Below are 15621 nucleotides of genomic sequence, written 5' to 3' on the forward strand. Positions count from 1 at the left end.
TTCTTGTGGAACGCGGACGCTCAGACCGACCGCGTCAGCCCGCCATCCACCCGCAGGTTCTGCCCCGTGATATAGGCCGCGCCATCCGACGCGAGGAACGCGATCGTCGCGGCGATCTCCTCGCTGGTGCCGTAGCGCTTGAGCGGCACGCTGTCGCGGCGCTGCTCGGTCGCGGGCAGGCTGTCGATCCAGCCCGGCAGCACGTTGTTCATGCGGATGTTGTCCTTCGCATGCGTGTCCACGAAGATTTTCGTGAACGCCGCCAGCCCCGCGCGGAACACCGCCGAGGTCGGGAACATCTCGCTCGGCTCGAATGCCCATGCCGACGAGATATTGATGATCGTCCCGCCTTGCTGCTGTTTCATGATGGGCGTGACCATCCGCGTGGGCCGGATCACGTTGAGCAGGTACGTATCCATGCCCCGATGCCAGTCCTCGTCCGAGATGTCGAGGATCGGACCGCGCGGACCGTGGCCCGCGCTATTGACCAGCACGTCGATGCGTCCCCAGCGCGCGACCACGGCGTCGACGAGCCGCTGCAGGTCGTCCTTCGACTGGTTCGAGCCCGTCACGCCCAGGCCGCCGAGTTCGGCCGCGAGGGCCTCGCCCTTGCCCGACGAAGACAGGATGGCGACCTTGTATCCCTCCGCGGCAAGCCGCCGCGCGGCTGCCGCACCCATGCCGCTGCCGCCCGCGGTCACGATCGCTACTTTTTCTACCGTGGTCATGCCGTTACCTCGTAAGCGTGAAAGAGTGTCGTCATCGTGTGGTGTGCAGCGCCATCATGGCGCGCTCCGCCTCGCCGCGTGCGAGCATGCCGAGCGGGTCCATGCAGCGATCGATCGCTTCGTCGATCGCCTGCTGTTCCTCCTTGCGCGGGGGCTTGAGCACGAAGTTGACCACGTCCTCGCGGCCGCCCGCGGCGCCGCCGGGGAGGTTGCGCGGATGGCCGACGCCAAGCCGCAGGCGCCAGTAGTCCTGCGTGGTCAGATGCGCGGCGATGTCCTTGAGGCCGTTGTGGCCGCCTGAGCCGCCGCCCCGCTTGAGCTTGACCGCGCCGGGCGGCAGGTCCATCTCGTCGTGCGCGACCAGGATCTCGTCCGGCAGGATCTTGTAGAAGCGGGCGAGGGAGACCACCGAGAGTCCCGAGCGATTCATGAACGTCGATGGCTTCAGCAGCCAGATGTCCTGGTCCCACAGCCGCGCGCGGCCGGCCAGGCCGTGGAAGCGGCCTTCCACGCGCAGCGTCGTGCCGCCCATGCGGGCGAGCTGATCGACGAGCCAGAAGCCCGCGTTATGGCGCGTGGCTTCGTATTCGGCCCCGGGGTTCCCGAGGCCCACGATGAGCTTGATCATGCGATATATCGGTCGTAGTGACGTGCGGCGTGCAGCGTCAAAGGATACGCGAAGGCGCGTGGCAGGCACGAAAAAAAACCGCCGGCGAACCGGCGGTTTTCTTCAGTGCGAAGCGCGCGCTCAGGCAGCCGGCGTTTCGCCCGCTGCAGCATCGCCCTCGGCCGCTTCCGACACGCCGCCAGCCGGCAGCGAGATCGTGGCGACAGCCGGGTTTTCGTCGCCGTGGGTGATCACGGTCACGCCCTTCGGCAGCTTGATGTCCGACAGGTGAACGGTCTGGTTCAGTTCCACGTTGGCCAGGTCCACTTCGATGAACTCGGGCAGGTCGGCCGGCAGGCACGACACTTCCAGGTCGTTCAGGATGTGGTTGATGATGCCGTGGCCGAGCTTCACGCCAGGAGCGGTTTCCTGGTTCATGAAGTGCAGGGGCACCTTCACGTGGATCTTGTCGGTGGCCGACACGCGCTGGAAGTCAACGTGCAGCACCAGCGGCTTGAACGGGTGCAGCTGGAACGCGCGCAGCAGGGCCTTTTCGGACTTGCCAGCCACTTCCAGGTCCAGGATCGACGAGTGGAACGCTTCCTTCTTCAGGGCGTGCCACAGCGCATTGTGATCCAGTTCTACCATCTTCGGTTCGGCGGCGCCGCCGTAGATGATGCCGGGGGTCTTGCCGGCGTTGCGCAGGCGGCGGCTCGCACCCGTTCCCTGTACGCTACGCTCGAAAGCGATAACTTTCATTTCCAACTCCAAGTGTGAATAAGGCTGTCCGCGACCAGACAGCCTTGGTAAGCACATTGGGGATCGATGTCGATCCCCAATGCATAAAAACTAGGCAAAACTAGCGAAGCCCGTGATTCTACCAGTAATCAGGCAGCGATCACGAGTCGGCGAAAAGCGACATGATCGAGTCGCCCTTGATGATCCGGGTGAACGTCTCGGCCAGCAGCGGGGCGGTCGAGAGCTGGCGGATCTTGCCGGAGCTCAGCGCTTCGTCGCTGAGGGGGATCGTGTCGCAGACCACCACTTCGTCGAGTTCCGACGCGGCGATGCGGGCTGCGGCGCCGCCCGACAGCACGGGGTGCGTACAGTACGCGAACACCTTCTGGGCGCCGCGCTCCTTTAGCACCTGAGCAGCCTTGCACAGCGTGCCGCCGGTGTCGATCATGTCGTCCATGATCACGCAGTTGCGGCCATCGACTTCACCGATGATGTTCATCACCTCGGCCACGTTGGCCTTGGGACGACGCTTGTCGATGATCGCGAGATCGCAGTTCAGTTGCTTGGCCAGCGCGCGCGCGCGGACCACGCCGCCGACGTCCGGCGAGACCACGAGCAGATCGCCGTAGTTCTTCTCGCGCAGATCGCCCAGCAGCACCGGCGATGCGTAGATGTTGTCAACGGGGATGTCGAAGAAGCCCTGGATCTGGTCGGCGTGCAGGTCCATCGTCAGCACGCGTTCGACACCGGCAACCTCGAGCATGTTGGCCACGACCTTGGCCGAGATGGCGACACGCGCGGAACGCGGACGGCGATCCTGGCGCGCATAGCCGAAGTAGGGCATTGCGGCGGTGATGCTGCGTGCCGAGGCGCGCTTCAGCGCGTCGACCATCACCATCAGTTCCATCAGGTTGTCGTTGGTCGGCGCGCAGGTGGACTGCAGCACGATGACGTGCTTGCCGCGAACGTTTTCCTGGATCTCGACCTGGACTTCGCCGTCGGAGAAACGGCCCACCAGCGCCTTCCCGAGCGGAATGCCGAGGTGCTGTACGACAGCCTCCGCGAGTTTGGGGTTGGCATTGCCGGTAAATACCATCAAGCCTTCGCTGCTCATTCGGGGCACCTGTCTTGCTGCTGGGGGAGTTGTTGCTGCCGGCCGCCGGGGGCGGCGGCTACGTCAGCTGACTTGCGGTCCATGGGGACACTATAGGAAGTAATGGCAGGGGAAGAAGGATTCGAACCTTCGAATGCCGGAATCAAAATCCGGTGCCTTGACCAACTTGGCGACTCCCCTACACAACCTTTATCACTCGTCGTCACACCAGAACCGCTAACGCGGTACGACATGACGCCGAACGAAAACTTGCTATGCGAAAGCTGCGAGCGGATGTTGCGACAAACTCTTCGCACATCTGCCATCCCATTCGGATGGCAACCGATCCAGCACCTGCTGCGCTGTTTGCGCATCGTCGAAACGGGCAAACACGCAGGCTCCGGATCCGGTCATCCTCGCATGCGGACTGTATTGTCTCAGCCATGCAAGGGCTCGGGCAACCTCGCCGAACTTCGCTGTTGCCACCGCTTCCAGATCGTTGCGACCGAAAGCGAACTTGTTTGTGCGAGCAGCGAAGTCCGCAATTATGGAGATGGGTGTATCCCTTGTCAAGCGTTCATCCGAAAAAATTGCAGCAGTCGGAACATGCTCGCGCGGATGCACGACGACGAACCAGCTCTCGGGCAGATCGACCGCGGTCAGTTCCTCGCCGATGCCCTCCGCGAACGCGTTCTGGCCGTACACGAACACGGGTACGTCGGCGCCGAGCGCCACGCCGATTTCCATCAAACGCTGTCGCGAAAGTCCCAGTCCCCAGAGACGGTTGAGGGCGAGCAGGGTGGTCGCCGCATCGGACGAGCCGCCACCGATGCCGCCGCCCATCGGCAGATGCTTGTCGACGGCGATGTCGACGCCGAATGTCGTGCCGGTGGCGGCCTGGAGCGCGCGCGCCGCGCGCACGACGAGGTCTGTGTCGGCGGGCACGCCCGCGATCTCCGTCGTGCGCGCGACGATGCCGTCCTCGCGCCGGTGGAAATGCAGCATGTCGTTCCAGTCGATGAGCTGGAAGACCGTTTGCAGCAGATGGTAGCCGTCGGGGCGGCGGCCGGTCACGTGCAGGAACAGGTTGAGCTTGGCCGGTGCCGCGCAGTCGCGCAGGTCCGGCGGCGGCAGCGTTGCCGCCGAAGGGAGGTGAGTCACGGTCATGCGGTGAGAGCAGGAATTTATTGCGCGGCCGGATCGATGACGAGGCGCACGGTCAGCGGCGAGTCGCCGGTGTCGCGCGCGAGGTCGATGCGGCGCGGCCGCGCGGTGGTCACCGCGGCGCCTTCGGGCGGCTCCTGCCAGTCGACGTAGCGCACGGTCCAGCCGCTCTGCGTCAGCGTGTCCAGGCGGCCCTTGGTATCGCGCGTGGCATTGGCGGACGCGCCCGCGGCGGGGCGGCCGTGGATCCAGTCGCGCAGGCCGGATACCGGCAGCGCGAAGCCGAGCGACTGCTCCATCAGGCTATCGACTTCGGGCGCGTTGCGCGGCGCCTCGTTGGGCAGGTCGAGCGTCGCGCCCGACGGCGTCGACGTGATCACGGCCAGCGTCTGGCCCAGCGGCGAGACGAGGTCGAGCCGCACGTTGCGGCCCTGTTCCTGCCAGCGGAAGCTGCCCTGCACGCCTTCGTTGCGGCCATAGCGCACGTAGTTCGCGGCAAAGCGGCCGGAGTAGTTCTCGGTGCGCGCGATCTCGCCAGCGTCGAAGTTGCGGGTGGGGGTCACGCTCGCGCAGCCGGCGAGCCAGATCGGGGCGGCCACGCATAGCATGGCCAGACGGCGGGAACTGGGCATTTACTTGGATAACAGCAGGTTCTGGTTGTAGCGGCGCAGCGTGTCGATCAGCGTCTGGTTTTCGGGCTCGATCTTGGCGGCCTCGTTCCAGGTCTTGCGCGCTTCGTCCTGCTGGCCGAGCTGCCACAGCACCTCGCCGAGATGCGCGCCGATTTCCGCTTCCGGCGCCTTTGCATACGCGTTGCGCAGCAGGTCCGCGGCGGGCTGGAGTTCGCCCTGGCGGTACTTGACCCAGCCGAGGCTGTCCATGATGTACGGATCGTCGGGGCCGAGTTCGGACGCACGCTCGAGCAGCTTGCGTGCTTCGGGCAGGCGCTCGTTGCGGTCGGCCAGCGAATAGCCGAGCGCGTTGTAGCCCTGCTTCTGGTCCGGCTGCATCGAGATGACCTTGCGCAGTCCGCGCTCCATGCTGTCGTAGCGCTTCTCGCGCTCGTCGAGCATGGCCAGCTCATAGAGCCAGTCCGCGTTGTCGGGTTCCGCCTTCACGCGTTCGTCGAGCACCTTGCGCGCGCGGTCGTAGGCCTTGCTGTCGATCAGCATCGACACTTCGGCCTGGCGGATCGCGCCCATGCGTTGCGCGCGCTGCGCGGGATCGGGAATGTCCTCGGACTCCGCCATCATCTCGCCGAACACGGCCTGCGCGTCGTCGAGCTTGCCCAGGCGGCCGAGCAACTGGGCGCGCTTGGCCTGCGCGGCGGGCGCGAGGCGGCCGTCGTCGATGCGGTCGAGCCACTGGATCGCGCCGTTGTAATCCTTCTTTTCCTCGGCGATCTGCGCGAGGTACTGGAACGCGACGTCGGGATTCGCGGCCGGCGACTTCTCGGCCATCTGCAGGTATTCCTTCAGATAGCGTTCGGCGTCGTCATAGCTGCGCGATTGCAGGCTCGTCAGGCCGAGGGCCAGCGGCACGCGGGGATCGTCCGGCGCGACCTTGCGCAGCGCCTGGAACTGATCGCGCGCGGCGGCCATGTCGTTTTTCGCGAGGTACAACCGCGCGAGCATGATATGCCCGTTGACCGACGACGGCGACTTGGCGAGGAATTTTTTGAGTCCCGCGATGGCCTCGTCGGGCGACTGCTCGGCACGCATTTCCGCGACCGCCAGCGCCGCGGCTTCGAAGTCCGGCTTCAGGCGAAGCGTCTCGTCGAGTTCCTTCAGCGCCCCGGCCGAATCGCCGGCCGCCTCCTTGGCGCGCGCGAGCGCGAAATGCGTCTCGGGCAGCTTCATGTCATTGGCGGCGAGCCGCTGCAGCACCGCCACCGCGCCCGCGGGATCGCTGGTCCGTGATAACTGCTGCTGCAATTGGAGGATCGCGTCCGCGCGATGCGCGGCGGGCGCGGCCGCAAGCTGCTGCGCGAGCAGCGGCTCGGCTTCGTCCCAGCGGCCGTTGAGCACCAGCAGTGTCGACAGCACCTGGCGCGCCGCGGCGGACTTTGGCGCGAGTTCGACCCACAGCCGCGCGCCGTCGAGCGCCTGCTGCGAGATGCGAGCGTTGAACGCGATCTCCGTCGCGCGCTGCGCCAGTCGCGGATCGCGCGTCGAACGCGCGAGGTCGAGGTAAGTGCGATAGGCGGTGCCGACGAGTCCGCGCTGCAGCGAGATTTCCGCCGCGAGCACGCGGTACATGATGTCCGGCGTCAGCCTGACGTCGGGCAGCGGCGTGCGCGGGGCGCGCGATGCCGGTGCGGCGGACGACAGCGCGGGTTCGGAGGCGTCGTCATCGGTCTGGGCGAGCAGGCTGGGGAATGACTCCGCGGAGCCCGCGGGTGCCAGCGTGGATGCGGCCGGCGACGGCGGCGCCGCAAAGGCCGGCATCGGCACGCTCAGCGCCGCGAGCGACCCCACCGCCAGAAGCGCGGCGGCGGCCAGTGCACGCGCGTGGCGACGCAGATCGGGCGTCTGGGCGGCTGCGCGGGCAATGCCTGGGATGCGACGGACGGGCGAACGCGGCTCGCCGATGTTGGCGGTGGTGATCATCGGGATGAATTCCGGGCGCATGGCCTTTTGGGGACGAACGGGACAAATCGGCGAACGGGACAATCTACGCTCCGGCGCACGCGGCGTCAGGAATGAATGAAAGGCATTGTAGCCTGCCGCTACAATGCCCTGCTTGCCAGCGGTGCCGCGTTGCGTCTGACAGCACGCACAAACGGAAACCGGGGGGCCTGCGATTTGGAGCGTCGCAGCGGCCAAGAGGTTCTGTACCAGTTTTCACGACAAAAAGTTTTCCATAGGTTGCCCGCAATGCCCGAGTTACCGGAAGTCGAAGTCACGCGCCGTGGATTGCTGCCGCATGTGGTCGGGCGGCGCATCGTCGAGGTGACCGTGCGCCATCGCGGCTTGCGCTGGCCCGTGGACCCGGAGCTGGAGGCGCTGCTGACCGGGCGCGTGATCGCGCGCATCGAGCGCCGCGGCAAGTACCTGCTGCTCGAATGTTTGCCCGCGCAGGGCTCGGGCGCGGAGCCCGGCTGGCTGCTGGTTCACCTTGGCATGACGGGCACGCTGCGCGTCTGGCCCGAGGCGCCCGCGCCCGGCCCGCATGACCATCTCGATCTCGTGCTCGCCGGTATGTCCGGGTCGGCCTCGCCGGCGGGCTCACCAGCAAGTTCCCCAGCAGGTTCGCCAGATGGCGGACACATCGTCCTGCGCTTCCGCGACCCGCGCCGCTTCGGTGCGATCCTGTGGAGTCCGCTGCCCGAGTCCGAACTCCCGAGCCATCCGCTGCTCGCCAACCTCGGCGTGGAACCATTCGATGCGCGCTTCGACGGCGGCTGGTTCCACCGCCATACGCGCGGCCGCTCCGCCGCCATCAAGACCGTGCTGCTGGCGGGCGACATCGTGGTCGGCGTCGGCAACATCTATGCATCCGAAAGCCTGTTCCGTGCCGGCATTCGCCCGACCACGCCAGCCGGCCGCATCAGCCGCGAACGCTATGACAGGCTGGCGGCCGCCGTGCGCGAGACGCTGGCCGAAGCCATTGCGCGCGGTGGCAGCACACTGCGCGATTTTGTCGGCAGCGACGGCAATACCGGATATTTCCAGCTCGACTGCCTCGTCTACGACCGCACCGGCGAGCCATGCCGCGTATGCGGCACGCCGATCCGCCAGATCGTCCAGGGCCAGCGCTCGACCTTCTATTGCCCTCACTGCCAACGGTAACGGAGAGCGGTAACGGAAAGGCGTCCGGATTGTTGCGATTCCCTCGCGTTTCACGGCGCGAAAAGGGGCGCGGGGCGGGCCGTCGAACGCCGCCGATGGGTCGGCGCAACACTCGCGCATTTTGAATGCCGCCGAGGGGCGCGAATTCCACAAAATCGCCCCGGAAACCTGTATCGTGTGCCCAGATATAAAAAGTTACAAAAAAGCGCCGGATACGCCAAAACGGAGCGTCCGGCGCGAGAGGCGCCTGCCTCGGGTCCGAAGGGTCAACGGGCCACCCGAAGTCGGCGTCGTTTGTGCGCGCAGTGCCATAACACCGAGTCCAAAACAGCAAACGCAGCCGAACACTCCATGACAAGCCTTGCCCATCAATTCGAACAGTATGGCGCCTGGAGGACGGGGGTACTCCAGTCACTAGCCGAATTCCAGTCGTGGTTGCAGCAGTACGACCTGTACGATGCCACCGCCGACGATCGCGTCCAGCGCATCCAGAACGTGCTGAAGAGCGACCGGCTCAAGGTCGCGTTCATCGCCGAGTTCTCGCGCGGCAAGAGCGAACTGATCAACGCGATCTTCTTCGCCGACTACGGCCGCCGTATTCTGCCGTCGTCGGCGGGCCGGACCACGATGTGTCCGACCGAGTTGCGCTACGACGAAGCCGAGGCGCCGAGCATCCGCCTGCTGCCGATCGAGACGCGCCTGCAGGAAGCCTCCACCGCCGACTTCATGGAACCCGGCGCCGCCGGCAGTTCCCACTGGACCACGGTGCCGCTCGACCCGTCGTCGCCGGAGGGCATGCTCGCGGCGTTCCAGCACGTGGTGGAAACCACGCGCGTCACGCCGTCCGTCGCCGAATCGCTGGGCCTGTATCACGAGAACGATCCCGATGCCGCCTGGTCCGTCGATGCGGACGGCATGGTGGAGATCTCGCGGTGGCGCCATGCGGTGATCAACTTTCCGCATCCGCTACTGCGGCAGGGCCTCGTCATTCTCGATACGCCGGGTCTCAACGCGATCGGTACCGAGCCCGAACTGACGCTGCGGCTGATTCCCGACGCGCACGTGGTTGTGTTCGTGCTGGCCGCCGATGCCGGCGTGACCAAGAGCGACCTCGAACTGTGGCGCAGCCATGTGGGCGCCGGCCATCGCCGCGGCTGCCTCGCCGTGCTCAACAAGATCGATGGCCTGTGGGATCCGCTGAAGTCCTCGCCCGAGATCGCGATGGAGATCTCGCGCCAGGTTCGCACGACCGCTCAGGTGCTCGGCATTGAGGAGCGCCGCGTCTATCCGGTATCCGCGCAGAAGGGCCTTGTCGCCAAGGTCACGCATGACGAGCCGCTGCTCGTGCGCAGCAATCTGGCGCAGTTCGAGCACGTGCTGTCGGACCAGCTGATTCCGCAGCGCCGCGATATCGTTTCCGATCAGGTCCAGCGCCTCGTGCACGACGTCTCGCGCGGCGCGCAGCAACTGCTGCAGAGCCGCCGCCGCGACATCGTCGAGCAGCTGTTCGAGCTGCGCGGCCTGCGCGGCAAGAACCACGCGATGGTCAAGCACATGCTGCTGCGCGTGCAGGGCGAGAAGGAAGAATTCGAGCAGAGCATCACGAAGTTCCAGGCCCTGCGCCTCGTGTTCGGCCGCCACAGCGCGGACATCATCAAGGCGCTGCAGTTGCGCGACGTGCGCCGCACGATGCGCGACGCGCGCGAACAGATGAAGGAGCGCTTCTTCTCGCGCGGCCTGCGGGAGGACATGGAGGCGCTGTTCGATCAGCTCACCGGCCTGATCCGGGAAGCGGACCAGAAGATCGCGGGCCTGCATCAGCTGGTGGACAGCATGTATCGCCGCTTCAACGCCGAGCACGGCTTCACGCTGCCCGCGCCGATCCAGTTCGTGACGTCACGCTATGCGATGGATCTGCAGGAGACGCTGCAGCTCGTCAACAACCACTTTGGCGCGGTGAACATGCTCACGCGCTCGCGGCCGCAACTCGTGCAGAACGCGTTCGCGACGATGGCGAGCCGCGTGCTCGACAACTTCCGCGATCTCAATCGCGATATCGAGATCTGGCTGAAGTCGGTGATGACGCCGCTCGAGGCGCAGGTGCGCGAGCATCAGAAGCAGTTGCGCCGCCGCGTCGATTCGATCGAGCGCATCCACGAAGCCACGGACACGCTCGAGAGCCGCATCTCGCAGCTCGAGGAGGTGCTCAACGGCCTCGACGAGCGCAGCGGGCGCATCGAGTCGTTCGCGAGGGCGATTCTGGAGACGCCGGCGGAGGCCGGCATGAGGGCTGCTTGAGGGCTGCATGAAGGCTCTGTGAGCGAGTCAGCGGAAGGCGGGGTGGGGTAATATCTGCCCACCTCACACCGTGTCACCGCATGCCTCGCAAGTCCGCCGCACCCTTATCCAGCGTTTCCACAGATTCCGCACCGATCTCCGTGCCGACCGATTTCGGCATGCGCGTCGTGCGCTGGCAGCGCCAGCACGGCCGCCACGACCTGCCGTGGCAGAACACGCGCGATGCCTATCGAATCTGGCTGTCCGAGATCATGCTGCAGCAGACGCAGGTGGCGGCCGTCATCGAATACTTCCAGCGCTTCGTCGCGCAGTTGCCGACCGTTGCCGCGCTCGCGGCCGCGTCGGCCGATGAGGTCATGGCATTGTGGGCGGGGCTCGGCTATTACTCTCGCGCCCGCAATCTGCATCGCTGCGCCAAGGCCGTCATGGACGAGCATGGCGGCGTGTTTCCCACCGATCCGGACGTGCTGGTGACGCTGCCCGGCATCGGACGTTCCACCGCCGCGGCGATTGCAGCGTTCAGCGCTGGCGTGCGTTCGCCAATCCTCGACGGTAACGTCAAGCGGGTATTCGCGCGCGTGTTCGGCATCGAGGGCTATCCGGGCGAACGCGCGATCGAGACGCGCATGTGGCGGCTTGCCGAACAGGCGCTGCCGCCGGCGGGTCCCACGCAAGCCGAGGACATGATCTCGTACACGCAGGGGTTGATGGACCTCGGCGCCACCGTCTGCGCGCGCGGCAAGCCCGCGTGCCTTCCCGATGCCGCCGCGTGTCCGCTCGCCGCTGACTGCGTCGCGCGCCGCGACGGCCTGACCGCCGTCCTGCCCACGCCCAAGCCGCGTGCCGCGATTCCCGAACGCAGCACCGTGATGCTCGTGATGCGCCATGGCCGCGATGTGCTGCTGGGCCTGCGGCCCGACAGCGGCATCTGGGGCGGGTTATGGAGCCTGCCGGAGATGCCCGTAGACACCGTGCCGTTCGATATCGAGGCCGCCGAAGACGCCGCGCTCGAGGAGGCGCGCGCGTTCGGCACGCCGGCGCGCGCTACGCTCGCGGGCGAACTCACGCATGTGTTCACGCATTTTCGCCTGCTGATTCGCGCGATTCGTGTCGACCTCGATGCCGTCACGCACGTCGACGACGCCGCGCGACGCTGGCTGTCGCTCGACGACCTCGATGCACTGGGGACGCCGGCGCCCGTGCGGCGCCTGCTCGAAGACCAGGCCCGCGGCGGTCTGTTCTAGCCGGGTCAGACGATGTGATGCTGCCGCATGTAGCGATGCACGATCTCGATGCGCATGCCCGCGTCGGGCAGTTCCATCAGCATCTGCTTGGCCTTGAGCGGCACGGGCAGCAATTCGCATAGCCGGTTGGCGACCCACGTCGGGTCGTCCCAGCGGTAAGGCTCCGCGAACGGCATGTTGTCGGGCGATTCCGCATGGATGGATGTGACGATGCGGCGCAGCGCGGACAGGCAGTCGCCGAGCAATTCGAGCTTGCAGTCGATGATGTCGTCGGGCAGCAGTTCCGCTCGCGCAACGAGCAGCCCGTCGTCGCGCGTCTCGTGCGACAGCACGCGAAAGCGCTGGCGTCCACGCGTTTCGATCAGCAGCACGCCGAGCTGCTCCATGTTGCAATCGACGATTTCGGCCAGGCAACCGACGGACTCCGGCACGGTGGGATCGTCGGGCCGCGCCACCTCCTGGCCGCTCGCGATCAGGCACACGCCGAACGCGCTGCCGTCGCGCAGGCAACTGCGCACCATGTCGACGTAACGCTTTTCGAAGACGCGCAATGGCAGGCGGCCATCGGGGAATAGCACCGTATGCAGGGGAAACAGCGGCAGCGCGTCGAGCGTGACGCGCGCCGGTTCAGCGTCGTCGTCCGGAGGCGAGGCGTAGGGCGGATGGGTAGACATGGGCAGCCATGGGTGCACGTACCGTGTCGTGCCGCGCAGCGCGCCGCATGTCGATCGGGAAATGCCGATCAGCCCGGTGCCAGCTCGCGGTGTCTGACCAGCACATTACCATGTGCCCGGAAGTAGTTGGCAAGTCTTTCCGCGATGAACACGGAGCGATGCTGGCCGCCCGTGCAACCGATGGCAACGGTCAGGTAGCTGCGGTTGTCCGCGATGAAACTCGGCAGCCACTTTTCGACGTAGGCGCGGATGTCTTCCGCCATCGCCAGCACCAGCGGCTGGCTCTGCAGGAAGTCCACCACGGGCGCGTCGCGGCCCGTCAGCGGACGCAGCGCGAGGTCGTAATAGGGGTTCGGCAGCGAGCGCACGTCGAACACCATGTCCGCGTCGCTCGGCACGCCGTGCTTGAAGCCGAACGACTCGAAGAGCAGCGTGAGCTGTTGCGTGTGGCTGTCGCGAATAAGGTCCTTGATCCAGCTGCGCAGCGTGTTGGTACGCACGTTGCTGGTATCGATGCGATGGGCCGAGTCCGAGAGGGGGCTCAGCAGCTCGCGCTCCATCTCGATGGCTTCGACCAGCGAACGGTCGTTGTACAGGGGCTCCACGGCAGCCTGCTGCTCGATGAGCGGCGTGGCCTCGGTGCGGACGGAGAGCGGATGGCGGCGGCGCGATTCCGAATAGCGCTGCACGAGCGCGTCGGTGTTGGCGGTCAGGAAGAGGACCTGTACCTGATGCTCGCGTCCAAGGTCGCGCACGGTCTCGGGCAGGCGGGCGAGCGATTCGCGGCTGCGAATGTCGGTGGCCACACCGAGGTGCGTATAGCCCTGGGAGGACAGGTAGCTCGCGAGGTCGGGGATGAACTGGGCCGGAAGGTTGTCGACGCAGTAATAACCCGCGTCTTCGAGCACGTTCAACGCGACGGACTTGCCGGATCCGGAAATACCGGTGATGAGAATGATTCGCATGGCACCCGCAAGGATAGCACCGGGTGATGGCGACGTCATGACAACACGCGCCATCGGCGGCGAATCGGTCCGACGTCCGGACCGATTCGCCGCGTCGATATTACCTGCCTCAGGCCGTCGGCTTGGACAGGCAATCCTTCATGAAGGCCTTGTAGTCGTCGCCCTTCTTGCCCTTGCCCTGCTTGCTGCAGGCGGACATCTTTTCCTGCTGCGTCTTGGGTTCCGCGGCGGCGGCGGGCTTGCCCGACAGGCAGTCGCTCATGAATTTCTTGCGATCGTCGCCCTTCTTGCCCGTGGCCTGCGTGTTGCACGCCTTCATGCGGTCCTGCTGACTGTTGCCGGCGGCCGCGGCAGGGGCGGAAGCGCTTTGGGCGAAAGCGCCCGTGGCGATCAGCGGGGTTACCAGCACGCACATCGCGATCAGCTTCTTCATGCTTCTCTCTCCTTGGGGTGGCACCACATGAACCAAGCGGGCATCGATGCCCGACAACGCACACAACGTGGCCCGCGCCAACGAGGTTGACCGCCAGTGGAATCCTGAAGGTCTAGAGCAGGCGGCCCTGGCCGCGCGATACCACGTCCGCCTGCATGGCGGCACGCTGGCGGTCCATGAAGTCCCGTAGCGTGTCGATGCCGCGCAGGCGCAGTATCGTGTTGCGCACGGCAGCCTCCACGAGTACGGCGAGGTTTCGGCCGGCCGCCACCTGGATCTTCACCATATGGATCGGCAGCCCCAACACGTCGAGGTATTGCGAATCGAGGGGCAGGCGTTCGAACTCGCCGTCGTTGCGGCGGACGAGCTGGACGACGAGCTTGATCTTCATCTTCCGGCGTACGGCCGTTTCACCGAAGATCGTCTTGATATCGAGCAGGCCCAGACCCCGCACTTCCAGCAGGTTCTGCAGCAGCGGCGGGCAGCGGCCTTCGACGAAGTCCGGCCCCAGGCGAACGAAGTCCACGGCGTCGTCAGCGACGAGGCCGTGGCCGCGCGAGATCAGTTCGAGGCCGAGTTCGCTCTTGCCGAGGCCCGACTCGCCCATGATGAGCACGCCCATGCCCAGAATGTCGAGGAACACGCCGTGCATGGTCACGCGCGGCGCGGAAATGCGGGACAGGTAGAGCCGCAAATGGTCGATGACCGCGGCCGAGGACACCGGCGTGGTGAACAGCGGTGTGGACGAACGCGTGCAGCGCAACTCGAGGTCCGGCGGCGGCTCCATGCCGTCGGCGACGACCAGAAACGGCGGCTCCAGCAGGATCAGCTCGCCCATCTGACGCTTGCGCGGTTCGTCGTCGAGCCGCTGGTAATACAGGATCTCGGGTTTGCCGAGCACCTGGATACGGTTCGGGTGGATCAGGTTCAGGTGACCCACGAGGTCGGCGGCCGACGTGGCCTCGCGCGCGAACTCGACATCGAACGCGCGGTCGGCGCCTTCCAGCCCGGCGACCCACGAGAGTTTGATGTCGGCTGCGTTGTCGTCGAAGATCGACTGCGAGGTGACGCCGGTGAGTTCCATGCGATTACGTGCGGGCAGGTGAGTGAGATGAAGCGGGCAGCGCCTGAGAGGTTGCGATGTGGGAAGGTGCCGCGGCGCCCGGCGACATCAAGGGTGCCAGTCGGTCAGCAACTGATGCACGGCCTCGGGCGTCGGCAGCGTCGCGAGGCCGTCGCGCATGTCGCGGTCCGATAACAGCTGCGCGATCTCGGACAGGATTTCCAGATGCTGCTGCGTGGCCTGCTCAGGCACGAGCAGGAAGATCAGCAGCGACACGGGCTTGCCGTCGGGCGACTCGAACGGGATCGGTTCGGCCAGCCGCATGAAGCCAGCGAGCGGCTGCTTGAGCCCCTTGATGCGGCCATGCGGGATCGCGACGCCGGCGCCGAGCCCGGTCGAACCGAGCGATTCGCGCGCGAACAGGTTATCCGTCACGATGGCGCGCGCGACGCCATGGTTGTTCTCGAACAGGAGCCCGGCTTGCTCGAACACCCGCTTCTTGCTGGTGACGCTGACGTCGAGAGTGATGTTGCCGGGTGGCAGCAGTTTGGCCAAACGATTCATGGGCAATGCGCGGGTATCTTGGGGGTGTAAAGCGTCCGGCCATTATAGAGCAGCGGCATCGGTTCCTTGTGCACCGCAGCGTTGCGCCGTCATGGAGCCATGATGGGTCGCGAACGCCAGTCTCCTTCATACATGTATGGCGCAGCATACACCGACCGGGCGCGGTTGCAACTCCCCGTGGCTGTCGGACCACGCATGGCCCACGCATGGCTGGTATGGCGCGTCCATCAAAAAAGCCGCGCTGATTGCGCGGCTTTGC

The 15621-nt window shown here is 66.1% G+C and carries 15 protein-coding genes and 1 tRNA gene; 3 read left to right on the forward strand and 13 right to left on the reverse strand.

The features are described from left to right. Positions 1-20: 20 nt before the first annotated feature. From KHP16_RS01165 to KHP16_RS01200, 8 genes are all read right to left on the reverse strand, one after another. A complete protein-coding gene (locus KHP16_RS01165; RefSeq protein ID WP_115953848.1) occupies positions 21-728 on the reverse strand; it encodes an SDR family oxidoreductase in 708 nt (235 codons plus the stop codon). 31 nt (positions 729-759) lie between these two features. Further along, a complete protein-coding gene (gene pth, locus KHP16_RS01170) occupies positions 760-1356 on the reverse strand; it encodes an aminoacyl-tRNA hydrolase (protein ID WP_121492020.1) in 597 nt (198 codons plus the stop codon). Between the two features lie 120 nt (positions 1357-1476). Next, on the reverse strand, positions 1477-2094 hold the full coding sequence (locus KHP16_RS01175; RefSeq protein WP_109582188.1) for a 50S ribosomal protein L25/general stress protein Ctc: 618 nt from the start codon (positions 2092-2094) through the stop codon (positions 1477-1479). Positions 2095-2233: 139 nt separating this feature from the next. Further along, positions 2234-3187 carry a ribose-phosphate pyrophosphokinase gene (locus KHP16_RS01180; RefSeq protein ID WP_109582187.1) on the reverse strand — a complete coding sequence of 318 codons (954 nt, stop codon included), beginning with the start codon at positions 3185-3187 and terminating at the stop codon, positions 2234-2236. A 103-nt stretch (positions 3188-3290) separates the two neighbouring features. Next, positions 3291-3367: transfer RNA gene (locus KHP16_RS01185), tRNA-Gln, on the reverse strand. A gap of 72 nt (positions 3368-3439) precedes the next feature. Continuing rightward, complete coding sequence (gene ispE / locus KHP16_RS01190) at positions 3440-4333, reverse strand: 4-(cytidine 5'-diphospho)-2-C-methyl-D-erythritol kinase (RefSeq protein ID WP_211959446.1); 894 nt, start codon at positions 4331-4333, stop codon at positions 3440-3442. A 17-nt stretch (positions 4334-4350) separates the two neighbouring features. Then, a complete protein-coding gene (lolB, locus tag KHP16_RS01195; protein WP_211959447.1) occupies positions 4351-4962 on the reverse strand; it encodes a lipoprotein insertase outer membrane protein LolB in 612 nt (203 codons plus the stop codon). Next, positions 4963-6939, reverse strand: a complete 1977-nt coding sequence (locus KHP16_RS01200) for a tetratricopeptide repeat protein (protein ID WP_109582788.1) — start codon at positions 6937-6939, stop codon at positions 4963-4965. Between the two features lie 267 nt (positions 6940-7206). On the opposite strand from KHP16_RS01200, the gene mutM reads away from it, so the two are divergent. The 3 genes from mutM (at position 7207) to mutY (ending at position 11663) form a co-directional block, all read left to right on the forward strand. Further along, on the forward strand, positions 7207-8121 hold the full coding sequence (gene mutM / locus KHP16_RS01205; RefSeq protein WP_211959448.1) for a bifunctional DNA-formamidopyrimidine glycosylase/DNA-(apurinic or apyrimidinic site) lyase: 915 nt from the start codon (positions 7207-7209) through the stop codon (positions 8119-8121). A gap of 351 nt (positions 8122-8472) precedes the next feature. Beyond that, complete coding sequence (locus KHP16_RS01210; protein WP_115953844.1) at positions 8473-10419, forward strand: dynamin family protein; 1947 nt, start codon at positions 8473-8475, stop codon at positions 10417-10419. Between the two features lie 80 nt (positions 10420-10499). After that, on the forward strand, positions 10500-11663 hold the full coding sequence (mutY, locus tag KHP16_RS01215; RefSeq protein ID WP_179592719.1) for an A/G-specific adenine glycosylase: 1164 nt from the start codon (positions 10500-10502) through the stop codon (positions 11661-11663). Positions 11664-11668: 5 nt separating this feature from the next. On the opposite strand, the gene KHP16_RS01220 is transcribed toward mutY, so the two are convergent. The 5 genes from KHP16_RS01220 to ptsN form a co-directional block, all read right to left on the reverse strand. Next, positions 11669-12337 (reverse strand): LON peptidase substrate-binding domain-containing protein, encoded by a 669-nt coding sequence (locus tag KHP16_RS01220; RefSeq protein WP_109582181.1) that lies wholly within the window; start codon positions 12335-12337, stop codon positions 11669-11671. A 68-nt stretch (positions 12338-12405) separates the two neighbouring features. Continuing rightward, positions 12406-13302 carry an RNase adapter RapZ gene (gene rapZ / locus KHP16_RS01225; protein WP_109582180.1) on the reverse strand — a complete coding sequence of 299 codons (897 nt, stop codon included), beginning with the start codon at positions 13300-13302 and terminating at the stop codon, positions 12406-12408. Positions 13303-13411: 109 nt separating this feature from the next. Beyond that, a complete protein-coding gene (locus KHP16_RS01230; protein ID WP_109582179.1) occupies positions 13412-13735 on the reverse strand; it encodes a PsiF family protein in 324 nt (107 codons plus the stop codon). A gap of 112 nt (positions 13736-13847) precedes the next feature. Further along, complete coding sequence (gene hprK, locus KHP16_RS01235; RefSeq protein ID WP_109582178.1) at positions 13848-14819, reverse strand: HPr(Ser) kinase/phosphatase; 972 nt, start codon at positions 14817-14819, stop codon at positions 13848-13850. 87 nt (positions 14820-14906) lie between these two features. After that, complete coding sequence (ptsN, locus tag KHP16_RS01240) at positions 14907-15362, reverse strand: PTS IIA-like nitrogen regulatory protein PtsN (RefSeq protein ID WP_109582177.1); 456 nt, start codon at positions 15360-15362, stop codon at positions 14907-14909. Positions 15363-15621: the final 259 nt, after the last annotated feature.

It is taken from the genome of Cupriavidus plantarum (assembly GCF_905397285.1).
In the GTDB taxonomy this organism is placed as follows: domain Bacteria; phylum Pseudomonadota; class Gammaproteobacteria; order Burkholderiales; family Burkholderiaceae; genus Cupriavidus; species Cupriavidus plantarum.